General features: G+C 69.6%; 19 protein-coding genes. 11 read left to right on the plus strand and 8 right to left on the minus strand.

Annotation, left to right across the window (positions count from 1 at the left end):
- From AB0383_RS25760 to AB0383_RS25770, 3 genes are all read right to left on the minus strand, one after another.
- Positions 1–1,092, minus strand: coding sequence for a ricin-type beta-trefoil lectin domain protein (locus AB0383_RS25760; RefSeq protein ID WP_366188741.1), 1,092 nt, complete (start codon positions 1,090–1,092; stop codon positions 1–3).
- 530 nt (positions 1,093–1,622) lie between these two features.
- A complete protein-coding gene (locus tag AB0383_RS25765; RefSeq protein WP_364180467.1) occupies positions 1,623–2,867 on the minus strand; it encodes a family 16 glycosylhydrolase in 1,245 nt (414 codons plus the stop codon).
- A 355-nt stretch (positions 2,868–3,222) separates the two neighbouring features.
- Positions 3,223–4,473, minus strand: a complete 1,251-nt coding sequence (locus tag AB0383_RS25770) for an ROK family transcriptional regulator (protein ID WP_364180469.1) — start codon at positions 4,471–4,473, stop codon at positions 3,223–3,225.
- A 121-nt stretch (positions 4,474–4,594) separates the two neighbouring features.
- Between AB0383_RS25770 and AB0383_RS25775 the strand changes: the two genes are divergently transcribed.
- The 8 genes from AB0383_RS25775 (at position 4,595) to AB0383_RS25810 (ending at position 13,722) form a co-directional block, all read left to right on the plus strand.
- Positions 4,595–5,791, plus strand: coding sequence for an ROK family transcriptional regulator (locus tag AB0383_RS25775; RefSeq protein ID WP_366188742.1), 1,197 nt, complete (start codon positions 4,595–4,597; stop codon positions 5,789–5,791).
- 201 nt (positions 5,792–5,992) lie between these two features.
- Positions 5,993–7,663 carry an ABC transporter substrate-binding protein gene (locus AB0383_RS25780; protein WP_364180473.1) on the plus strand — a complete coding sequence of 557 codons (1,671 nt, stop codon included), beginning with the start codon at positions 5,993–5,995 and terminating at the stop codon, positions 7,661–7,663.
- Positions 7,664–7,684: 21 nt separating this feature from the next.
- Entirely contained in the window at positions 7,685–8,797 is a 1,113-nt protein-coding gene (locus AB0383_RS25785) for an ABC transporter ATP-binding protein (RefSeq protein WP_366188743.1), read from the plus strand.
- Positions 8,794–9,774 carry an ABC transporter permease gene (locus tag AB0383_RS25790; protein ID WP_220244519.1) on the plus strand — a complete coding sequence of 327 codons (981 nt, stop codon included), beginning with the start codon at positions 8,794–8,796 and terminating at the stop codon, positions 9,772–9,774. Before AB0383_RS25785 ends, AB0383_RS25790 begins: the two co-directional genes overlap by 4 nt.
- A gap of 3 nt (positions 9,775–9,777) precedes the next feature.
- Positions 9,778–10,776 carry an ABC transporter permease gene (locus AB0383_RS25795; RefSeq protein ID WP_366188744.1) on the plus strand — a complete coding sequence of 333 codons (999 nt, stop codon included), beginning with the start codon at positions 9,778–9,780 and terminating at the stop codon, positions 10,774–10,776.
- Positions 10,773–11,789 (plus strand): ABC transporter ATP-binding protein, encoded by a 1,017-nt coding sequence (locus tag AB0383_RS25800; RefSeq protein ID WP_366188745.1) that lies wholly within the window; start codon positions 10,773–10,775, stop codon positions 11,787–11,789. The genes AB0383_RS25795 and AB0383_RS25800 overlap by 4 nt, the downstream gene beginning before the upstream one ends.
- Before the next feature lie 13 nt (positions 11,790–11,802).
- Positions 11,803–13,209, plus strand: coding sequence for a GH1 family beta-glucosidase (locus tag AB0383_RS25805; RefSeq protein WP_364180481.1), 1,407 nt, complete (start codon positions 11,803–11,805; stop codon positions 13,207–13,209).
- Between the two features lie 159 nt (positions 13,210–13,368).
- The gene (locus AB0383_RS25810) at positions 13,369–13,722 is read left to right on the plus strand and encodes a nuclear transport factor 2 family protein (RefSeq protein WP_364180483.1); all 354 of its coding nucleotides are present in this window, start codon (positions 13,369–13,371) and stop codon (positions 13,720–13,722) included.
- Here the strand turns inward: AB0383_RS25810 and AB0383_RS25815 are convergent.
- Positions 13,713–14,552: a TIGR03619 family F420-dependent LLM class oxidoreductase gene (locus tag AB0383_RS25815; RefSeq protein ID WP_364180484.1), complete on the minus strand. Its 840-nt coding sequence runs from the start codon at positions 14,550–14,552 to the stop codon at positions 13,713–13,715. The genes AB0383_RS25810 and AB0383_RS25815 overlap by 10 nt on opposite strands.
- Before the next feature lie 187 nt (positions 14,553–14,739).
- Here AB0383_RS25815 and AB0383_RS25820 point away from each other — a divergent pair, with 187 nt between their 5' ends.
- Positions 14,740–15,453 (plus strand): DUF2306 domain-containing protein, encoded by a 714-nt coding sequence (locus tag AB0383_RS25820; protein WP_364180486.1) that lies wholly within the window; start codon positions 14,740–14,742, stop codon positions 15,451–15,453.
- 9 nt (positions 15,454–15,462) lie between these two features.
- Positions 15,463–16,188 carry a decarboxylase gene (locus AB0383_RS25825; RefSeq protein WP_366188746.1) on the plus strand — a complete coding sequence of 242 codons (726 nt, stop codon included), beginning with the start codon at positions 15,463–15,465 and terminating at the stop codon, positions 16,186–16,188.
- Here the strand turns inward: AB0383_RS25825 and AB0383_RS25830 are convergent.
- The 3 genes from AB0383_RS25830 to AB0383_RS25840 are packed head-to-tail and all read right to left on the minus strand — an operon-like array spanning position 16,185 to position 20,464.
- Entirely contained in the window at positions 16,185–16,916 is a 732-nt protein-coding gene (locus tag AB0383_RS25830) for a dienelactone hydrolase family protein (protein WP_366188747.1), read from the minus strand. The genes AB0383_RS25825 and AB0383_RS25830 overlap by 4 nt on opposite strands.
- 60 nt (positions 16,917–16,976) lie before the next feature.
- Positions 16,977–18,116, minus strand: a complete 1,140-nt coding sequence (locus tag AB0383_RS25835; RefSeq protein ID WP_366188748.1) for an acyl-CoA dehydrogenase family protein — start codon at positions 18,114–18,116, stop codon at positions 16,977–16,979.
- Positions 18,113–20,464, minus strand: coding sequence for a bifunctional salicylyl-CoA 5-hydroxylase/oxidoreductase (locus tag AB0383_RS25840; RefSeq protein WP_366188749.1), 2,352 nt, complete (start codon positions 20,462–20,464; stop codon positions 18,113–18,115). Before AB0383_RS25840 ends, AB0383_RS25835 begins: the two co-directional genes overlap by 4 nt.
- Before the next feature lie 68 nt (positions 20,465–20,532).
- Between AB0383_RS25840 and AB0383_RS25845 the strand changes: the two genes are divergently transcribed.
- The gene (locus tag AB0383_RS25845) at positions 20,533–20,925 is read left to right on the plus strand and encodes a RidA family protein (protein ID WP_366188750.1); all 393 of its coding nucleotides are present in this window, start codon (positions 20,533–20,535) and stop codon (positions 20,923–20,925) included.
- On the opposite strand, the gene AB0383_RS25850 is transcribed toward AB0383_RS25845, so the two are convergent.
- Positions 20,915–21,763: a PaaX family transcriptional regulator C-terminal domain-containing protein gene (locus tag AB0383_RS25850; RefSeq protein WP_220244509.1), complete on the minus strand. Its 849-nt coding sequence runs from the start codon at positions 21,761–21,763 to the stop codon at positions 20,915–20,917. The two genes, AB0383_RS25845 and AB0383_RS25850, sit on opposite strands and share 11 nt — an antisense overlap.
- Between the last annotated feature and the right edge of the window lie 31 nt (positions 21,764–21,794).

The following is a 21,794-nucleotide window of genomic DNA, read 5'->3' on the forward strand; positions in this document are numbered from 1 at the left end:
CTACGACACCGTCCACTTCTGGTTGGCGGTGGCGGCGCACGTCCAGATCTGCAGGCGGGTGCCGTTGGCGGAGCTGTTGTCCGTGGCGTCGAGGCACTTGCCGGAGGCGGCGTTCACGAGATTGCCGGTCGAGTTCCGGCTCCAGCGCTGGACCGCGCCGCCGGTGCAGTCCCAGATCTGCGTCTTGGTGCCGTTGGCGGTGCCGGCGGCGTCGAGGCACTTGCCGAGTGCGCGGATCGTGCCGTCGGAGCCGACGGTCCACTGCTGCGCGGTGGTGCCGTTGCAGTCATACAGCTGCACGGCGGTGCCGTTGGCGCTGTTGGCCGCAGCGACGTCCACGCACTTGCCGCCGAGGCCGGTGATCTGGCCGGCGCCACCGGTCGGCGGGTCGGTCTGGCCGCCGCCGACCCAGGTGCTCGCCGACGACTCGCCGACGCTCACCGCGGTGTTGTGGTTCTCGATCGGGTTCACGTGCGTGTTCGGGAACACGACGTAGGTGACCGGTCCCTCGGTGCCGCCGGTGCTCGGGTCGGGGTCGATGCCGAGGCTCACGGCCGTGGCGTAGGACGCTTCGCCGATGATGCTCGTCGGGCCGGTGTCACCGACGACCGCGTAGGTGACTTTGTTGTTGTAGATGACGGCGACCACCGAGCCACCGTCGATCCCGTACTGGCGGTAGTCCCAAGTGGACGTTGGCTGCGGCAGCACGATGTAGGGCAGCTGCGCCGCGTTCAACGGCTGGTCGGTGGACGTGTGGAATGCCGTGTCCGGGTAGAAGCAGCAGTCGGTGTTCTCGTTGCACTGCGTCGTGCGCTGGCCGTCGCAGTCGATGTCCATGTCGGCTTTGAAGAACACGGCACCGCTGGACTGGCAGACGGGGACGGTGGCGGCGCCGCCTTCGTCGTAGCTGTACTTGCCGTTGGAGATCTGCTGACAGGAGTTGGTCTTGGCGAGCAGCTGGGCCGCGGTGGGGGCTGCGGTTGCGGCGGCCGGTGCCGCTGGTGTGGCTGGTGCCGCTGAGGCTGTGGTGCCGGAGAGGAAGGAAAGCGCTAACAGGACACACCCTGCCAGCGCGACGAGGAATCGCCGCATGTGTTTCTCCTTGGGGGAAGGGGAGATCCCGGTGAGGACCGGGTTTTCCACAGGCGAGGCGAGTTGTGGACAACATCGCCGTCCGTGGCCGTGTGGCCACTTTTTGTCACACCTCGCCGGTAGAATGGAATGGGGACGCCCCCCTTGGGAGGGCGGGGGCTGTCTGTCGGGCGGTTTGGGGTGGGGAGAAAAGCTCGGTGGGGACGGGAAAGCTCGGTGGGGACGGGGAAAGCCCGGTGGGAGCGGGAGAGCCCGGTGGGGAACGGGTGGATCGAGCGCGTTCGCGGACACCCCGGCGGATGCCTCTCGGGTGGAGGCGGGCCGGTGGGGATCCGGGGCGCCGGGTGGCGTGATCCGGTCGGGGTCACGCCACCCGGGCGAACGGGGAGCCGGTGGGGACCGGAGTGGAACACCGCGCGAGGCTGCCGGAGGAGGGAGAGGAGGCGAGCAGCCCCGCGCGGCGGCTTTGAAGGGCACCGGGAAACGCGTCGGCTTTTGTTGTGGCGCAGCGCGTACCGGCGGTCAGTAGATCAGGGTGCGGTCCACTTCTGGTTGGCCGCGCCCGTGCAGGTCCAGATCTGCAGGCGGGTGCCGTTGGCCGAGCTGTTGCCGGTGGCGTCGAGGCACTTGTTCGCGGCCGGGTTCACGATGTCGTGCGCCGAGGTGACTACCCATTGCTGGGCGCCGGAACCGTTGCAGTCGTATAGCTGCACGGGAGTTCCATCGCTGGTGCCGGCCGAGGTGACGTCCATGCACTTGCCCAGCGCCCGCAGGGTGCCGTCGCTGCCGACGGTCCAGTTCTGCGCCGCGTTGCCGTTGCAGTCGGTGATCTGGATGGGTGTGCCGTTGGCGCTGTTGGCGCCCGCGACGTCCACGCACTTGCCGCCGATGCCGGTGATGCGCCCGGTGCTCCCGCTCGGCGGCGTGGTGCCGCCGCCGGTGCTCGTGGTCACGTGCACGTAGTCGACGACCAGCTGCTGCGGGAACTGCGTGCTGCCGTTGGGGTCGCCGGGCCAGTAGCCGCCCACGGCGAGGTTCATGATGATGAAGAAGTTGTGGTCGTAGACCCAGCGGTTGCCGTTGAGATCGGCCGGCGTGCGGGTCTGGTAGACGTTGCCGTCGACCGTCCAGACGATCTTGTTGGGCGACCAGTCCACGGCGTAGGTGTGGAAGTCGTCGGAGAAGTTGGGGCCGCTGTAGCCGGCGCCGATGCCGCCCGCGCCCGAGTAGCCGGGGCCGTGGATGGTGCCGTGCACGGTGTTGGGCTCGAAGCCGACGTTCTCCATCACGTCGATCTCGCCGTCGGCCGGCCAGTTGCCGCCGCCGAGCATCCAGAACGCGGGCCACATGCCCTGACCGCGCGGGAGCTTCATGCGGGTCTCGAAGTGGCCGTAGGCCTGGCTGAACTTGCCGGAGGTGTTGAGGCGCGCGGACGTGTACTCGCAGCGGCCGTACCAGCAGTTGTAGTTGCCCGGGTTCTCGCGCTTGGCCGTGATCACCAGGTGGCCTTGCCCGTCGAGCGCGGCGTTGTTCGTGCCGGACGTGTAGTACTGGCGCTCGTGGTTGTTGACGTTGTCGCCGGTTTCGTAGTTCCACTTCGATCCGTCGGCCGGGCTGCCTGCGGACCCGTTGAAGTCGTCGGTGAAGCTGGCCGCCGCCGCGGCTTCTGTGGGCGCGAAGACGGCGGGCGTCGCCTGCACTCCGACGGCCAGCAGCGAAGCGGCCGCGAAGAGCCCGGCCCAGCGGGAACGTCTCAGAGAACGTGAGATGGACATCGTTGTCACCTCTTCTTGCGGAGGGGACCGCGCTTTCACGCGCAGCACAAAAACGCGGTGGGGCGGAGGAGAGCACGGCGGGGGGGGGACCGTGCGGTTCTCGGCCGAGCGCTTCGTGTCCACTCCGGAGGTGGACCGCAGGCGGGCGGCAGGGGTCGGACTAATCGGACTACTTTGTTGTGCCTGGCAACAAAGTAAAAGCAGTATGCATGGTCCGTACCACTGCGGCAATGGCGGATGTGAGAATTTTTTCAACCCGAATTAAGGGGCGCCGGTTGTCGCCCAGGTGATCGACGGTGATCACCGGCCGGTCACCTGGGGTTCTCGGGGATGTTCGCTGGGTGACAACGGGGTTCTAGGCCGCGCCCGCGCCCGAGCGGATCGCGGGGGCCGGCTTGACCAGAAGTCGCGGATCGGCGCCCTGTTCCAGGAGGTCGGCGACGGGCAGGGTGGCGGCGCCCGTCGCGACGGCGTCGAGACCCAGGTGCCCGAGCTGGATCGTGGTCTCGCCGAACGGGTGGCTCAGCGCGTGGGCCGACGCGGTGGAGCGGATCAGCGGCAGCAGGCGCTCGCCGAGGGCGAGGCCGGCCCAGCCGCCGACGACGATGCGCTCCGGGTTGAACAGGTTGATCAGGTTCGCGATGCCGGCACCGAGGTAACCGGCCGTCTCCTCGAGGACCTTCTGGGCCGACTTCGAGCGGTCGGCCGAGGCGAGGAGCGCGGCGAACTGGTCCTGCTCGGTCTCGCCGGGCACGGGCTTGCCGCGGGCGCGGCGGTAACGCGCGAGCACAGCCTCGGCGCCGATGTAGGCCTCGAGGCAGCCGTGCGAACCGCAGCGGCAGGCCTGCCCGCCGTAGACGATGGTGGTGTGACCCCACTCGCCGGCGCTGCTGGTGGAGCCGCGGTAGGTGGCGCCGTCGGCGATCACGGCCGCGCCGACGCCCGAGCCGATGAGCACGATCACCGCGTGGCGCGCGCCGCGCCCGGCGCCGAACCACATCTCGGCTTGGCCCTGGGTTTTGGCACCGTTGTCGACGAACACGGGCAGCTCGATGCCGGCCGCGCGCAGGTCGTCGGCCAGCGCGACGGAATCCCAGCCGATGGTGGGCGCGTGCACCAGCACGCGTTCGCCCTGCTCGACCGTGCCGGGCACGCCGACGCCCACGCCGATCACGGCCGACTCCTCGGCTCCGGCGGACGTGATCACCTCGCGCAGCCCGGAGACGACGGCCGCGACGACCGCGGCCGGTTCGGTGCGCGCCGGTGACAGCTCGTGCTCGACTGTGGCCAGCCGTTGCATCGCGAGGTCGAACAGCTCCACGCGCACGCCCGTCTCGCCGATGTCGACGCCCGCGACGTAGCCGTACGCCGGGTCCACGCGCAGCAGCACGCGCGGCCGTCCGCCGTCGGATTCGACCAGGCCGGCCTCGGTGATGAGCCGTTCCTCGCCGAGCTCGGCGGTCACGTTGCTGACCGTCGCCGCCGAAAGGCCGGTGAGCTGGCTCAGTTCGTGCCGCGACAGCGGGCCGTCGAAGTACAGTTTCGACAGCAGCAGGGAACGGTTGTGCCGCCGCAGATCTCGGACGGTCGTGCGCTTGGTCGCCATGTGACACCCATCTGGCCTCGAACTCTCCCGGCACCAGGATGCCTGATCACCGTAAGTTGTGGCCATGTATTAACTAGTGAACTAAGTCCCGAACATATGGACGTCTGGCAGAATCCCCCAGGTGACGAGGGTGCTCCGGCAGACAACCCGTGATCTGAGGCGGCACAACCGCGCGGCGCTCCTGTCGTCGCTCTACCTGAGGGGGCCGGTCAGCCGGCTCGAACTCGTCGCCGAGTCCGGGCTCAGTCCCGCGACCGTGACGAACGTGGTCGCGGAGCTCATCGGCGACGGTGTGGTGGCCGAGGCCGGTTCCGTCGAGTCCGATGGTGGCAGGCCGCGCACGCTGCTGCGCGTCCGGCCCGAATACGGGCAGGTCGTAGGCGTCGACGTCGGTGAGACCCACGTGCGCGCCGGGCTCTTCGACTGCGCGCTCGGGACGCTCGCGACCGTGCAGCACCCGCTCGCGGGCAGCAACCCCGACCCGGCGGAAGTGGTGGAGCTCGCGCGGGCCGGCGTCGCCGAGGTGCTGTCGGCCGGTGCGTCTCGTGTGCTCGGCGTGGGCGTCGGCGTGCCAGGCGCGGTGCGGGACGGCGGCATCGTGCACGCCCCCACGCTCGGCTGGGCCGGCGTCGCCTTCGCCGACCTGCTGCGCGCTCACGCACAGTTCGCCGACGCGCCCCTGCACCTCGACAACCGCGCCCGCACGCTCGGCCAGGCCGAGATGTGGCTCGGCGCCGGTCGCGGAGCCGGCCGCGCCGTGATCGCGCTGCTCGGCGTGGGCGTCGGCGCGGCCTTCGTCACCGACGGTGGGTCTTTTCCCGGCATCACGACCAGTGAGTGGGGCCACACCGTGGTGCAGGCAGCGGGCGCTGCCTGCCGCTGCGGTTCGCGCGGCTGTCTGGAGGCCTACGTCGGTACCGAGGCCGTGGTCCGCCACTACGCCGAGAGCCCGGGCGCCCGGCCGCTGCCCGGCGTGGACAGCGAGAGCCGGCTCGCCGAGCTCGTCGCCCTGGCCGAAAGGTCTGGTCCAGCTGCCGAAACACTCGCCGCGACGGGTGAATACCTGGGCATCGGCATCGCGAATCTGATCAACCTCCTGGCGCCCGACCGGGTTGTGCTGGCAGGCTCGGCGGGAGCGATCATGGGCCCGGCGATCCTGCCGCACGTCCGTGACGCCGCCGCCCGGCACGCGCTCGGCTACCTCGCCGAGGCGACCGTGGTCGAGCTCGGGGAGCTGGGCCCGGAGGCTGTCGCGCTGGGTGCGGCGACGTTGCCGATCGCGGCGTTGCTGGCGTCGGGCGGGCGTTCAGCCGGCTGAATCTCCTTGCCCTGCAAGGAGATCGACAGGCGGACACCGAGCGTGAGCCTTTCTTTCAGTACTTAAACTTAGGCACAAAATGTTACCGCCGTGTTATTGACGTGACCCGAGTCACCCGGGTTGACTCCCTCCTGTCGCGCGGCCGGACCGAGCTCTGAAGAGCACGGGCGGAATCCGTAGCACCAGGACCTAGGAGGACGAATGCGAGTGAAGCGCTCCGTCGTCGCAGCGCTCGTCGCCGTGGTGGCAGCCGCGGTGCTCGCCGCTTGTGGCGGCGGCTCGAGCAGTGCGGGTGGCGGCGGCAACGCCGCGGCCGTGCTGAACGTCGGCATGCCGAACGGCCCGCAGGCCGAGAACAACAACCCGTTCCTGGAGACCTCGGCGGCAGCGTCGCTCGGGTACCGCTACGTGATCTACGAGCCCCTCGTGATGCTCAACCGCGTGAAGCCGCAGGAAGCCGGCAAGCCGTGGCTGGCCACGAAGTGGGACTGGTCGGACAACTACAAGAAGCTGGTCCTGACCATCCGCGACGGAGTCAAGTTCTCCGACGGCACGCCGATGACCGGCGACGACGTGGCCTACACGTTCCAGCTGCTGCGCGACAACAAAGCGCTGAACATCGACTCGGTGCCCTACAAGGACATCACCGCGAGCGGGAACCAGGTCACCCTGGGCTTCGACACCTCGCAGTTCGTGAACCAGGTCAAGATCTTGCAGACGATCGTGGTGCCCAAGCACATCTGGTCGCAGATCAAGGACCCGTCCACCGACACCGTGAAGAACCCGGTGGGCACCGGCCCGTTCACGCTGAAGTCGTTCACCCCGCAGACGATCACCGTGAGCCAGCGCACCGGCTATTGGCAGCAGGCGCCGGCGGTCAAGGAGATCCGTTACACCTCCTACAACGACAACAACGCGCAGGTCGCCGCTCTCACCAGCGGTGCGGCCGAGTGGAGCTTCGTCTTCATCCCGAACTACAAGACCGTCTACGTGAACAAGGACCCGCAGCACTACAAGCTGTGGTTCCCGGCCCAGCTCGCGGTGCACGGCCTGTGGTTCAACACGGAGAAGGCGCCGTGGAACAACGCGAAGCTGCGCCAGGCGATCAACAAGGTCATCAACCGCGACGACATCTTCAACCAGGGCGAGGCCGGCTACTTCTACCCGAAGAACGACCAGGTCACCGGCATCCCGACGCCGGCGGGTGACTCGTTCATCGCGTCGCAGTACAAGGGCCAGACCGTGAAGGTCGACGTGCCGGGCGCCAAGTCGCTGCTCACCGGCGCGGGCTTCTCCTACAACGGCAACCAGCTCGTGGACCCGAGCGGCAAGCCGGTGACCCTCAAGCTCACCGTGCCCTCGGGCTGGTCGGACTACATCACCGACCTCGAGATCATCAAGGACAACCTGTCGCAGATCGGCATCACCGCCACCGTCGAGAAGATGAACCAGGACGCGTGGACGAAGTCCGTCGACACCGGTGACTTCGAGGGTCTGCTGCACTGGACCAACGACGGTGCCACGCCATACGACCTGTACCGCGACGTGATGGACGGCAACCGCTACAAGCCGACCGGCCAGGGCGGCATCAACGGCAACTACGGCCGCTTCAAGAACGACCAGGCGACCCAGGCACTCGAGACCTACGCCAACGCCGCCGACGACGCGAGCCGCGCCACCGCGATGAACACGTTGCAGCAAATCATGATCGACCAGCAGCCGATGGTCCCGCTCATGGCGGCCAACTCCGGCGGCGAGTACAGCACGAAGAACTGGACTGGCTGGCCCGACGAAGCCAACCCGTACGGCCCCGCGCAGCCGACCCTGCGCAACGCGCTGGACATCGTCATGCACCTGAAGCCCGCGGCCTGATCTATGGCCGAGGACAACGCAGTGGCCACCCGGGAAGCCACCTCAGCCTCGCTCGAGGCGGGGGTGGCCTCCCCGGCCGGCGAGATCGAAACCGGGGCCTCGGACACGATCGTGCTCGAGGCCTCCGGGCTGACCAAGCACTTCCCCGTGCGCAAGCGCGGGCGCGAGGTGCTCACGAAGGGGCGCCGCAGCGTTCAGGCCGTCGACGACGTCCACCTGGTGCTGCGGCGCGGCCGCGTGACCGCGCTGGTGGGCGAGTCCGGCTCGGGCAAATCGACCGTGGCGCGGCTGCTCGCCCAGCTCTACCCGCGCACGAGCGGCGACATCCGGTTGCACGGCAAGTCCACGACCGTGAAGGGCGGCAAGGCTTTCCGGGCCTACTGCCGCAAGGTCCAGATGATCTTCCAGGACCCGTTCGCATCGCTGAACCCCGTGCACACCGTGCGCTACCACCTCACGCGGGCGTTGAAGATCCACGACCGCGCGGGCAAGTCCGACGCTGACCTGGAGCAGGCGCTGCACGAGCTGCTCACGCGGGTGCAGCTGACCCCGCCGGAGCGCTACGTCGACAAGTTCCCCCACGAGCTTTCCGGTGGCCAGCGCCAGCGCGTCGCGATCGCGCGGGCGCTCGGCGCCGACCCCGAGGCACTGCTGGCCGACGAGCCGGTCTCCATGTTGGACGTCTCCATCCGCCTCGGCGTGCTGAACCTGTTGCGGGACCTGAAGGAACGCCTGCATCTCGCGATCCTCTACATCACGCACGACATCGCGTCGGCGCGCTACTTCGCCGACGAGACGCTGGTGATGTACGCCGGGCGCATGGTGGAGGGCGGCGATTCCGAGACCGTGACGCAGCAGCCCGCGCACCCCTACACGCGGCTGCTGATCGAATCGGCACCCGACCCCGACCGGCTCGACCCGGGCGCGGAAGCCGCACTGGGTGAAGCGCCGAAGGAGAAGGGTTCCGGCGAGCCGCCGAGCCTGATCGCGCCGCCGTCGGGCTGCCGGTTCCACCCGCGGTGCCCAGTGGCGATGGAACGCTGCAAAATCGACCTGCCGCCGCGGTTCGAGGTGGACGACGCCCCCGGCCACTGGGCCGCGTGCTGGCTGTACGACTCGGCGGTGCGCCCGTGAGGTACCTGCTCCAACGGCTCGGCTTCTACCTGTTCACCGCGTGGGCCGCCGTCACGATCAACTTCTTCATCCCGCGGCTGATCCCGGGTGACCCGGTGCAGTCGCTCATCACGAAGAACCAGGGTACGCTCAGCGCGGACGCGATCCAGTCGCTGTACGTCCTGTTCGGACTCGACAAGAACGAAAGCCTGATCACCCAGTACTTCCACTACTGGGCGCAGCTCTTCCGCGGCGACCTCGGGCTGTCGTTCACCTTCTTCCCCTCGCCCGTGTCCGAAGTGATCGGCGACAGTCTGCCGTGGACGATCATCCTCGTCGGTTTCACCACGGTGGTGGGCTTCCTGATCGGCACCGGCCTCGGTGTCGTCGCGGGTTGGCGGCGCGGGTCCTGGGTGGACGGTCTGCTGCCGGTCACCACGTTCCTCTCGTCCATCCCGTACTTCTGGCTCGGCCTGATCGCGATCACGCTGCTGGCCGGCCCGGGCAGCTTCTTCCCGGCGTCCGGCGGCTACGACCCGGGCCTGGTGCCCGGCTGGGGTGGTGACTTCATCGGCAGCGCGATCCAGCACAGCCTGCTGCCGGCGATCACGATCCTCATCAGCTCCATGGGCAGCTGGATCCTCGGCATGCGCAACATGATGGTCACCGTCGCGTCGGAGGACTACATCACCGTCGCGCACGCCAAGGGCCTCAAGGAACGCCGCGTGATGGTGAGTTACGCCGCCCGCAACGCGCTGCTGCCGAGCGTGTCGGGGTTCGCGCTGGCGCTGGGTTTCATCGTGGGCGGCACGCTGCTGGTGGAGATCGTGTTCTCCTACCCCGGCGTCGGCTACGAGCTGTTCCAGGCCGTCGGCTCGCAGGACTACCCGCTGATGCAGGGCATCTTCCTCATCATCACGCTCTCGGTGCTGGTGGCCAACCTGCTCGCCGACGTCGCCTACCTCGTGCTCGACCCGCGCACCCGGAAGGAGGGCTGAGTCGTGGCAGTTCCCGTAGCCGACCTCAAGGCCGCCGCGCCCGAGCCGCTCCCGGCCGACGCGATCGCCGGGCCCGCGGCCAAACGCCGGCGCTTCCGGTTCCTGACCGGCGGCAAGACGATCACCGGTCTCGTCCTGCTGACCTTCTTCGTGGTCATCGCGATCATCGGGCCGTGGCTCGCGCCGTTCGACCCGTCCGCGCGCAGCAACGACCTGCTCGAATCTCCTTCGGGCAAGCACTGGTTCGGCACCACGCACCTCGGTCAGGACATCTTCAGCCAGGTCATCGTGGGCACGCGCAGCGTGATGCTCGTGGGGCTCACGGCCGGCATCGTGGCGACGATCCTCGCCGTGATCGTCGGTGTCACGTCCGGCTATCTCGGCGGGACGCCGGGTGAGGGCCTGTCGGCATTGTCCAATGTGTTCCTCGTGATCCCGGCGCTGCCGCTGATCATCATCATCGGCACAGCGCTGCCCAGTGGCGGCGACTACCTGGTGGCCGTGATCATCGGCTTCACCTCCTGGGCGTGGGGCGCACGGATCCTGCGAGCGCAGACGCTTTCCTTGCGAAGGAGGGAATACGTCGAGGCATCGCGGGCGAGCGGCGAGTCGACGTGGCGGATCATCTTCTTCGAAATCCTGCCGAACCTCACCGCGGTGATCGCGTCGAGCTTCGTGGGCACGGTCGTGTTCGCGGTGATGTCGGAGATCACGCTGGCGTTCGTCGGCGTCTCCAGCTTCTCGGAGTGGAACTGGGGCACCATCCTGTTCTGGGCGCAGAGCCAGCAGGCGCTGGCGCAGGGCGCGTGGTGGTGGTTCGTGCCGGCGGGGCTCGCGATCGCGATCCTCGGCACCGCGTTGTCGCTGCTGAACTTCGGCATCGACGAGTTCGTGAGCCCGCAGCTGCGGTCGAGCGGCAAGACCAAGGCGAAGAACGCCGAGGGCAAGACGGTGCGCCTGCGCGTCGGCTTCACGCCCGTGCTGGGCCGGGAGAAACAATGATCGAACCCGTACTCGAGATCAAGGGCCTGGACGTCGACTACGGCCTCGGTGCCGACGCTGTGCACGCGGTGCAGGACGTGCACCTGACGCTGCACCGCGGCGAGGTGCTCGGTCTGGCCGGTGAAAGCGGCAGCGGAAAGTCCACTTTGGCCTACGGCCTGACTCGGCTGCTCCCGCCGCCGGGCGTGATCCGCGGTGGCAGCGTGGTCTACGACCCCGGCGACGGCGAGCCGTACGACGTGCTGAAGCTGACGCCCAAGCAGTTGCGCGACTTCCGCTGGGCCGAAACGTCCATTGTGTTCCAGGGCGCGATGAACTCGCTCAACCCGGTGCACAAGGTTTCGGTGCAGCTGATGGACGTGATCAAGGCCCACGATCCGCGCAGCACCAAGTCAGCCCGGCTCGCCCGGGCACGTGAGCTGCTGCGCCTGGTGGGCATCGCGGCCGACCGGCTCGACGCGTACCCGCACCAGCTTTCCGGCGGCATGCGCCAGCGCGTGATGATCGCGATGGCGCTGGCGCTGGAGCCGCGCGTGGTGATCATGGACGAGCCCACCACGGCACTCGACGTGGTGATGCAGCGCCAGATCCTGGCGCAGCTCGTGGAACTGCGCGAGCGGCTGGGCTTCTCGGTCCTGTTCATCACCCACGACCTGTCGCTGCTGGTGGAGTTCTCCGATCGCATCGCGATCATGTACGGCGGCCGGATCGTGGAGCAGGCCCGCGGCGTGGACCTGTACCGCGATTCGCTGCACCCGTACAGCGACGGTCTGCTGCACTCGTTCCCCGCGCTGCGCGGGCCGCGGCGTGAGCTCACCGGCATCCCCGGCTCGCCGCCCGACCCGCGGTCGCTGCCGGTCGGGTGCGCGTTTTCGCCGCGGTGCCCGCACGCGTTCGATCGCTGCACCACCGAGGTGCCGGTGCTCGGCGTGCCCGCCGACCGTGACGATCCCGCGCGCAGCGTGGCGTGCTGGCTGCACCCGGCCGACTCCGTCGCCGCCGTCAAGTCGTAGATAAGGAGACCCCTTGACCGAGACCACCGACGCTGCGACCCGCGAGCAGCAGGCGCTGATCGACTCGCTGCCGCCGGACTTCCGGTGGGGCGTGGCGACGGCCGCGTACCAGATCGAGGGCGCGGTGGCCGAAGACGGGCGCACACCGTCCATCTGGGACACCTTCTGCCGGGTCCCGTGGGCGATCGACAACAACGACAACGGCGACGTCGCGTGTGACCACTACCACCGCATGCCCGAGGACGTGGGGCTCGTCAAGGAGCTCGGCGCCGACACCTACCGCTTCTCCGTCGCGTGGCCGCGCGTGCAGCCCAACGGCAAGGGCCCGGTCAACGAGGCCGGGATCGGGTTCTACGACCGGCTCGTGGACGAGCTGCTGGCCAAGGACCTCGCGCCGTGGCTCACGCTGTACCACTGGGACCTGCCGCAGGAGCTCGAAGACGCGGGCGGCTGGCCGGCGCGCGATACCGCGTACCGCTTCGCCGACTACTCGATGCTCGTGTTCGACCGGCTTTCCGACCGCGTGCGCCACTGGACGACGCTCAACGAGCCGTGGTGCTCGGCCATGCACGGCTATGTGCACGGCGTGATGGCCCCGGGCCGGCGCGACTTCGCGGCCGGCATGAAGGCCATCCACCACCTGCTGCTCGGCCACGGCCTGGCCACGCAGCGCATGCGCGAGGCCGCACCCGAGGGCACGCAGTTCGGCATCACGCTCAACATGGGCACGTCCGACGCCGCGTCCGGCAGCGAGCTCGACCGCGAGGCCGCGCGCAACGCCGACGGCATGGGCGTGCGTGTCTACCTCGATCCCTTGGTGCGTGGCTCCTATCCCGCGGACGTGGTGGCGGACATGGCTGTTCGCGGCGCCGAACTGCCCATTGAGGACGGTGATCTGGAGATCATTTCGACTCCACTGGACTTCCTGGGCGTGAACTACTACTTCGGCCAGCAGTACTCGGGCGTCGACGAGCAAGGCCGCACCGTGGGCGAGGACGGCTTCCCGGTGCAGCGCGCCGTGCCGTTCGGCGAGCCCACCACGGCCATGGGCTGGGAGATCCTGCCGGGAAAGTTCACCGAGCTGCTCACCCGCCTCGGCCGCGACTACCCCGGTTTGCCCATGTACATCACCGAAAACGGCTCGGCTTTCGACGACGCGCCCGACGCCGACGGCTTCGTCCGCGACGAGGGCCGCACGGCTTACCTGGCTTCGCACCTGGCCGCGGTGGCCGCCGCGCGCTTGGCAGGCGTGGACATCCGGGGCTACTTCGCGTGGTCTCTGCTGGACAACTTCGAGTGGGCGTACGGCTACGCCAAGCGCTTCGGCCTCGTGCGCGTGGATTACGAAACGCAGGTGCGCACGATCAAACAGAGCGGCCTGTTCTACCGGGACACGGTGCGGCGGGTCCGCGGTTCCTGACCCACCCCGGGGGGTGAAGAGAAGGGCACCTCGATTCTCGTCGAGGTGCCCTTCATCTCGGTTCGGGACTGAACGACTTCGGCTCTGCGCGAACTTCCCTTCACTCGGCAGGTTTCCAGGCCACGATGGCGTTCTACCGCGTGATGAAGGAGCCTCCCCGTGGACCCGACCTTGCTCGACGCCGAACACCGCCTCCAGGCCGCGCAGCTGGCCGGTGACGTCGGTGCGCTCGACGAACTCCTGGACGACCGCCTGATCTTCACCTTCGGCTCGGTCGCTTCGAAGGCCGACGACCTGACTGGTCACCGCAGCGGCAGCCAGGTCCTGACCGAGCTCGTGGAGGAAGACCTGCGGGTGTTCTCGGAAGGGACGACCGGCGTCACGTGGTTTCTCGGCCGTCTGTCGGGTTCGCTCGGCGGTGAGCCGTTCACCGCGCGGATGCGCTACACCCGCACGTGGCTGCGCACGTCGGACGGCTGGCGGGTGATCGCCGCCCACGCCAGTTACGCGTGAAGGGCGAACCGGTCGGCGAACGCGGACAGCTCGTCGAGCCGCTCCTGCGGATCGGCGCTTCCGGCCGAGACGACCACGCGGGTCACGCCTTCGGCGGCCAGCGCGTCGATGCCCTCTGACGTGAGCTCGGTCGAGCCCCACCGCGTGTAGTCCGGTGTGGGGCGGCCCGCTTCGTCGGCGACGGCGCGCACCAGGTCGAACAAGGCGACGCGGTCGTCAGGGGTGAGCGAGCCGCCCGGAAACCAGCCGTCGCCGCGCAACCCGGCCCGGCGCGCGGCGGCACGGCTGGACCCGCCCACCCGAATCGGGATGGTGCCGACCGGTTTGGGGTAGCTGCAGAGGTCGTCGAACTCGACGAACTCGCCGTGATGGCTCACACCTTCGGCACCACCCGTCCACAGTAGACGAAGAATGTCGAGCGCCTCGTCCGCACGACGGCCTCGCGTCCGGTAGTCCACCCCGGCCGCCGAAGCCTCGTGTGGCAGCGCCCCAACGCCGACGGTCACCAGACGCAGCCGGCCGCCGGACAGGACATCGAGCGTGGCCAAGCGCTTCGCCAGCGCGACCGGTTGGTGGTACGGCAGCAGCAGCACCCCGGTCCCGAGCAGCAGCCGGTCGGTGACCGAGGCGACGTGGGCGAGGCATTCGAGCGGGTCGGCGTAGGGCAGCGTCGGCGGAATCTCCCACCCGCCGAGCTTGACGCCTGGGCGCGAGGCCAGGTGTTCCGGCAGGAGGAGCCCCTCGAAGCCGCACGCCTCCGCGTGGCGCGCGAACGCCACGAGGCCCTCGAGCCCGTGGAACGCCGGGTTGTAGCTGACCGCGAACCGCATCGTGCCTCCGCTCGAGTGGATGGCGGAGACGGTAAACGTTGCCGCGCGCGTCAAGGCAAGCCCGAAGATCACCCGGCCGAGGGTAAGGCTGTCCCCACCCGGCCGACGCCAGCGCGCACCATGGTTGCGCCACCCCTGCCGGACCTACGTTCGTAGAGCATCAGGCGACGAGCGAGGGAGAGTGGCCATGACGGCGGGGACGGATCTGCGACCACCGCGGGTGCCGGCGCAGCAGCCGCGCACGACGAAGAAGCGCCGCCCATGGATCGGGGTGCTGGGGCTGGTCGTGGTGGCCTTCCTGGCGTACTCGCTGCCGCCGTACCTCGCGCTCGACCCGGCGCAGTCGCGCGTCCCGGCCCCGGCCGGTTTCGGCGCGCACTACTGGTTCCTCGTGGGCCATGTGGTGTTCGGCTCGATCGCGATGATTTGCGCGGTCGTCCAGATCTGGCCGTGGATCCGCCGCCGCTTCCCGGTGGTGCACCGCTACGCCGGCCGCGCCTACGTGTTCGGCGGCGTGCTGCCCTCCGGCGTGATGGCCCTGACGATCGGCGCCGCCAGCCCCTTCGGCCCCGCCACGCGAGCCAGCGACGTCATGCTCGCGGTCATCTGGATCGGCTGCACTTGGGCCGGCTACCGCGCCGCTCGTGACCGTCGCTTCGGTGACCACCGCCGCTGGATGATCCGCAGCTTCGCGCTGACCATGTCGATCATCCTCAACCGCCTGATCTCGCCGATCGCGATGATCATCCTGGAACCCCGGATCGCCACCACCTTCGGCGGCAGTGAGGTCGCGTTCATGCAGTCCATCGCGGCCATTGCCGCCTGGGTGAGCTGGACGGTCGCCCTGATCGGTGCCCAGCTGTGGCTGGAGCGCAAGCCGAAGAAGGCCGTCGCCGCCTAGTCTCGGGCCATGCGACTCGGCCTGCTCTACCCGACCCGGAACGCCGGTGAGGACGACTTCCTCGACCTCGCCGGCCGGCTCCATCCCGCTCTCGACCTGGCCGTCCGCTACTTCCCGTGGCCGTCCGATGTGGACGACGTGGGGGAGCTGGATCTTGCGCAAGTCACCGACGCCGTCCGCCGCCTGGGCTCGGACGACCACCTGGCCACGGCCCTTCGCGACCTCGAACCGTTCGACGCGGTCGCCTTCGCCGTCACCAGCTCCAGTTTCTTGACCGACACCCGGCACCAGCTGGAGACGCTGCGCCGTCTCTCCGGCGCCCCGGCCACCAGCACCACCGCCGCGTTCCAGGACGCGATCCGTTTCCTCGGCTTCGACACGGTCGCCTTGGCCTCGGTCTACCACCCGAGCCTCTCCGACCGGTTCATCGCGCGAATCCGGGAAGCCGACGCCGACGTCGTCCACCGCGTCGACGCCTCCGCCGGCTCCGACCGCGAGCTCGCCGCATGGCCGGCCGAGCGGATCATCGACCTCGTCGCGCGGGCCGCGCACCCGGCGGCGCAGGCCGTGCTCGTGCCGGAAACCGCCCTGCACGCCAACCGCCTCACCGTCGACCTCGAGCGGGCCGCCGGCTGCCCCGTCCTCACAGCCACCCAGGTCACGCTCTGGGCCGCCGCCCGGCTTGTCGGAGCACGGCCCACCGCCGAAGGCGCCGGTCCGCTTTTCCGCCCTTAGCGCGGCAAGTTCTCCGCGAACAGCTCGGCCAGCGCGGCCCAGTGGCGCTCGGCGGCGGCAGGGTCGTACGTGTCGTTGTCCGGCACCGCGAACCCGTGCTTGGCGGGATACGTCTCCAGCGTGTGCCGCACGGCCCCGCCGACGAACGCTCCACGCAACCGCTCGAACTGCTCGGGCGGGAACGCGCTGTCGTCCCGCGCCGCCGCGACCAGCACGGACGCGCGGATCCGGTCGGCCAGCAGGTGCGGGCTGTCGGGATCGTCGGCGGCGAGGTTGCCGCCGTGGAACGAAGCGGCGGCCGCGACGCGCGACGGGAAACGCGCGGCGGCCCACAGCGAAAACCGCCCTCCCATGCAGTACCCGGTCGTCCCCACCAGCGAGCCCGCGACTTCGCTGCGCCCGGACAGGAAGTCGAGGTACGCGCCGGTGTCGCGCACCGCCATCTCCGCTGTCACGCTCCCCGCGAGCCGGGTCAGCCGCTGCCGTTCCTCGGGCACGGTGAAGACCGTGGTGACGTCGAACGGCGCGAACGGCGTGCGGTAGTAGCCGTCCGGCAGGAGGACGACGTAGCCGAGCGCGCAGAGCCGGTCCGCCATCTCGGCGAACGTCTCCCGGACCCCGGCCGCGTCGGCGTACAGGATCACCGCGGGGCCGGCGCTCAGTGGCGTGTGCAGTGTGGCCGTGCAGAGGCCGTCCGGCGTGGTGATGGCGACCGCGATCCTCGACATGTCGCCAAAACTACCGGGCACGGGGAGTTCGCGGAGCCGGTATCGCGCTGAGCGGAAACTTCAGGAGCGCAGCCACCGCGCGATGATCGTCCGCTGGATCTCCGACGCGCCTTCGTAGATCCGCGGCGCCCGGACCTCCCGGTAGAGGTGCTCCAGCAGGTGCCCCCGCCGCAACGCCCGCGCGCCGTGCAGCTGCACCGCGGAATCCACGACGTACTGCGCCGACTCCGTCGCGAACAGCTTCGCCATCGCCGCGCGACCGGCCAGGCCGGTCTCGCCCGCGTCGTACGCGGCAGCCGCGGCGTAGACCAACAGCCGCGCCGCTTCCGTCCGCGTCGCCATGTCCGCGAGCTTGTGCGCCACGGTCTGCTGCTTCGCCAGCGGCCCACCGAAAGCAATGCGCGAGCCCGTGTATTCCACGGTGGCGTCGAGAGCGGCCTGCGCCATCCCCACCGCGAACGCCCCGACGCTCGGCCGGAACAGATCCAGCGTCCGCATCGCGACGGCGAAGCCGCGGTTCTCCTCGCCCAGCAGCTCGTCGCGGTGCACGCGCACGCCGTCGAACTCCAGCGTGCCGATCGGGTGCGGGCTGACCAGGTCGAGGTGCTCACCGGACAGGCCCGCGCGGTCGCCCGGCACGACGAACGCGCTCACACCCCGCGAGCCGGCATCCGGCGTCGTGCGCGCGAAGACGGTGTAGAAGTCGGCCTCGGGAGCGTTGGAGATCCACATCTTCTGTCCGGTGAGACGCCAGCCGTCGCCGTCGGGCTCGGCCGCCAGCTGCAGGGCGGCCGCGTCGGAACCGGCGTCGGGCTCGGTCAGCGCGAACGCCGCCACCGCGTCACCCGCCGCCACGGCCGGCAGCCAGCGCGCGACCTGTTCGTCCTTTCCGGACTGCAGGACGGGGTAACTTCCCAGTCCCTGCAACGCGAGCGCCGTCTCGGCCTCAGTGTTCACGGTTGCCAGCGCTTCGCGCAGCAGGCACAGGTCGAACGCCGCGGCCTGGCGCGTCGGGTTACCCGCCGAGACGCCGGGGAACAGCCGGGCCAGCAGACCCTGCGAGCCCATCGCCTTGAGCAGCGGCCGGTTCACCGCGCCTTCCTCGCCGGCCTCGGCGAGCGGTCGCAGCTGTTCCGTGGCGATGGTGCGAACGGAAGCAGTGAAAGCCTGCTGGTCCGGCGTCAGTGCGAAGGCGTTCATCGATCCCTTTCCGGTCGCCAGCGGGCGTGCGCGGTCTGGTGCCCACCGGTGCGTACGAGTTCCAGCCGTGGCTCCGGCCCGTCGGTGCGGCCCGTCTGTGGCCGGCGCTTCCCGGCCGCCCACGGCTTCGGCCACGGCATCACGTAGTCCTGCTCCGCCGCCGCGTGCAACGTCCACTGTGGATCGTAGAGGTGTGTCCGCCCCAGCGCGCACAGGTCGGCGCGGCCGGCGAGGATGAGCGCGTTCATGTCGTCGTACGAGGAGATCGCGCCGACGGCGATCACGGCGATGCCGTACTTGAGCCCCACCTCGTTGCGGATCCGGTCGGCGTACGGCGTCTGGTAGCTGCGGCCGAACTTCGGCTTCTCCTCGCTCACCACCTGCCCGGTCGACACGTCGACCGCGGCGGCCCCGTGCTCGGCGAACGCCGTCGCGATGGCGACGGCCTCGTCGGCCTCGATCCCGCCGTCGTACCAGTCGCTGGCCGAGATGCGCACCGTCATGGGCCGCTCGGCCGGCCACACCTCGCGCACGGCGTCGAACACCTCGAGCGGGTACCGCAGCCGGTTCTCCAGCGAGCCGCCGTACTCATCCGTTCGCTGGTTCGTGAGCGGTGAGATGAACGACGACAACAGATACCCGTGCGCACAGTGCAGCTCCAGCAGGTCGAATCCGGCCCGCGCCGCCGAGCGCGCCGACGCCACGAACTGCTCACGGATTTCCGCCAGCTCCTCGACGCTCAGCTCACGTGGCGTCTGGCTGTCCGGCCGGTACGGCAACGGCGACGGCCCGCAGACCTCCCAGTTGCCCTCCGGCAACGGGTCGTCCATGCCCTCCCACATGAGCTTCGTGGAGCCCTTGCGTCCGGAATGGCCCAGCTGCAGGCCGATTTTCGCCGGCGTGCTGCCGTGCACGAAGTCGACGATGCGTTTCCAGGCCTGCTCCTGCTCGTCGTTGTACAGCCCGGGGCAGCCCGGCGTGATCCGCGCCTCGGGTGACACGCAGATCATCTCCGTCATCACCAGGCCGGCACCGCCGAGCGCCTTGCCGCCCAGGTGCACGAGGTGGAACTCGCCGGGCACGCCGTCGACGGCCACGTACATGTCCATCGGCGACACGATCACGCGGTTGGGCAGCTCCAGCTCACCGATGCGCACGGGCTGGAACATCGGCGGCGCGGGTGTCGTGCCCAGCGAGCGCGCGAACCACTCGTCGAGCTCCGTGGCGAACTCCGGGTCGCGCAGCTTCAGGTTGTCGTAGGTGACGCGGCGGCTGCGCGTGAGCAGGTTGAACGCGAACTGCTCCGGCTCCTGGTGCGTGTACTGCGCGAGGTTCTCGAACCACTCCAGGCTCGCCTGCGCCGCGCGCTGCGTCGACTCGACGACCGGCTTGCGCTCGGCCTCGTACGCCGCCAGCGCCTCGGGCACGGTGTCCTGCTCGTGCAGGCACGCCACCAGCGCCAGCGCGTCTTCCATCGCCAGCTTCGTGCCGGAGCCGATGGAGAAGTGGGCGGTGTGGGCGGCGTCGCCGAGCAGCACCACGTTGTCGTGCACCCAGCTTTCGCAGCGGACGGTGCCGAAGGTGTTCCACTTCGAGTTGTTGGCCAGCACGTGGTGGTCGCCGAGGACGTCGGCGCACAGCTCGCGGATCAGCTCGATGGACTTCTCGTCGCTCTCGCCCGGCCCGAGATCGGTGGCGGCGATCGGCGCGAACGCCTGCTGCCACACGTCCTCGTGCAGCTCGAGGATGAACGTGCTGCCGTCGCGGCCGTAGGGGTAGCCGTGGATCTGCATGATCCCGTGCGGCGTGTCGAGCACGTGGAACTTGAAGGCGTCGAAGACGAGGTCGGTGCCGAGCCAGATGTAGCGGCAGCGGCGCGTCTCGATCGTCGGGCGGAATGAGTCGGCGAACCGCCGGCGCACGCCCGAGTTGACGCCGTCGGAGGCGATCACGAGGTCGTAGTCGCGCGAGAGCTGCTCCGGGTCGGGCGCCTCGGTGCGGAAGCGCAGGTCGACGCCAAGCTCACGGCAGCGTTCCTGCAGGATCGCGAGCAGGCGCTTGCGGCTCATCGCGGCGAACCCGTGGCCGCCGGACGTGTGGACCTCGCCGCGATAGTGCACGTCGATGTCGTCCCAGCGCGCGAACTCGCGGCTCATGGCCTCGTGGACCTGCGCGTCGGCGTGTTCGATGCCGCCGAGCGTCTCGTCGGAGAACACCACGCCGAACCCGAAGGTGTCGTCCGGCGCGTTGCGTTCCCACACCGTGATCTCGTGGCCTGGCCCGAGCTGTTTCGCGAGGGCGGCGAAGTACAGGCCCGCCGGGCCGCCGCCGAGAACCGATATCCGCACGAGAGCAAGGATATGTCGTCTGACATACGATCGTCAAGAATGCGATACATGAGCTAGGCTTCCGCGACATGGAGCGCATCAACCCGCCCGAGCTGGGCCGCCCGTCCGGTTTCTCTCACGCCGTGTCCGCAACCGGACAGCTCGTGTTCCTCGCCGGACAGACCGCTCTCGACGCCGAGGGCAAGATCGTCGGCGACGGCGTGGTCGAGCAGTTCTCCCAGGCGCTGGGCAACCTGCTCACGGCCCTGCGCGCGGCCGGCGGCGAGCCCGCCGACCTGTGCAGCGTGACCATCTACATCGTCGACGTGGACGACTACAAGGCCCACGCGCGCGAGATCGGCAAGGTGTGGAAGACCCTCGCCGGCACCGAGTACCCGGCGATGGCGGGCATCGGCGTGAGCCGGCTGTGGGACGTCGAGGCGCTGGTGGAGGTGCAGGGGTTCGCGGTGCTCAGCCGCTGAGGACCTGCAGCAGGTACTCACGGGCCGGCGCTTCCAGGCGTTCGTGGAGCGCGAAGAACACCTCGGCCGCGCGGATGCCGGACCAGTCGGCGGGCAGCAGCTCGGCTGGCAGGCCCGGGTCGAGGTAGGGCATGCGGCGCCACCCGGTGAGCACGCGCACGTAGTCGGCGAACGCCTCGTCGCCGGGCACTGTGCGGCGGCGCTTCCAGCGGTCGAGCACGGGGGCGTGCTCGTCGAGGAACGCCGTGTACAGCTCGTCGAGCTGGTCGAGATCCCACCACTCGCGCACCTTGTCCTGTGCGTTTCCGAACGCCAGGTGTTCGGCGCGGAACAGGTCGGCGTAACTCGCGAGGCCCAGGCGGGTCAGCGCCTCGGCCGTGACCTGGTGCAGGTGCGCGGGCGCGATCCACACGCCGGACGACGCCGTGCCGAACCCGAGCCGCGCCAGCTGCGTGCGCAGGACGTGGCGCTTGTGGCGCTCGGTCTCGGGCACGGAGAACACGGCGAGCAGCCAGCCGTCGGCCAGCGTCGCGCGGTCGCGGCGGAAGATGCGGTCGTCGCCCTCGCGCAGGATCGCCAGCGCGGTGTCCGACAGCTCGTAGCCGGCCGTCCCGTCGCGCCGCACGGCGTCGAGAATGCTCCGGCGCTTGAGTCGCGAGATCGACGAGCGCACCGCCGGCTCGTCGACGCCGAGCGCCGCGAGCAGGTCGATGAGCGACGCCACGGACAGCCAGCCACCCTCGATGCGGTGGTAGAAGCCGTATACGGACACGATCAGCTGCCGAGGCTGGGCGGCACGCCCGGCGTCGAGCTCGGTTGACTCCGGTACGGCCGTCACCTGGTCACCATAACAACCGCGGGCCGTGACT

Source organism: Amycolatopsis sp. NPDC051373, assembly GCF_040689465.1.
In the GTDB taxonomy this organism is placed as follows: domain Bacteria; phylum Actinomycetota; class Actinomycetes; order Mycobacteriales; family Pseudonocardiaceae; genus Amycolatopsis.

Bases quoted from the DNA above. Each gene is read 5' to 3' on its own strand.
- AB0383_RS25830 (WP_366188747.1), bottom strand. From the start codon at position 16,916: ATGTCGAGGATCGCGGTCGCCATCACCACGCCGGACGGCCTCTGCACG.
- AB0383_RS25770 (WP_364180469.1), bottom strand. From the start codon at position 4,473: ATGGCGACCAAGCGCACGACCGTCCGAGATCTGCGGCGGCACAACCGT.
- AB0383_RS25835 (WP_366188748.1), bottom strand. From the start codon at position 18,116: ATGAACGCCTTCGCACTGACGCCGGACCAGCAGGCTTTCACTGCTTCC.
- AB0383_RS25760 (WP_366188741.1), bottom strand. From the start codon at position 1,092: ATGCGGCGATTCCTCGTCGCGCTGGCAGGGTGTGTCCTGTTAGCGCTT.
- AB0383_RS25815 (WP_364180484.1), bottom strand. From the start codon at position 14,552: ATGCGGTTCGCGGTCAGCTACAACCCGGCGTTCCACGGGCTCGAGGGC.
- AB0383_RS25765 (WP_364180467.1), bottom strand. From the start codon at position 2,867: ATGTCCATCTCACGTTCTCTGAGACGTTCCCGCTGGGCCGGGCTCTTC.
- AB0383_RS25825 (WP_366188746.1), top strand. From the start codon at position 15,463: ATGCGACTCGGCCTGCTCTACCCGACCCGGAACGCCGGTGAGGACGAC.
- AB0383_RS25845 (WP_366188750.1), top strand. From the start codon at position 20,533: ATGGAGCGCATCAACCCGCCCGAGCTGGGCCGCCCGTCCGGTTTCTCT.
- AB0383_RS25780 (WP_364180473.1), top strand. From the start codon at position 5,993: ATGCGAGTGAAGCGCTCCGTCGTCGCAGCGCTCGTCGCCGTGGTGGCA.
- AB0383_RS25820 (WP_364180486.1), top strand. From the start codon at position 14,740: ATGACGGCGGGGACGGATCTGCGACCACCGCGGGTGCCGGCGCAGCAG.
- AB0383_RS25800 (WP_366188745.1), top strand. From the start codon at position 10,773: ATGATCGAACCCGTACTCGAGATCAAGGGCCTGGACGTCGACTACGGC.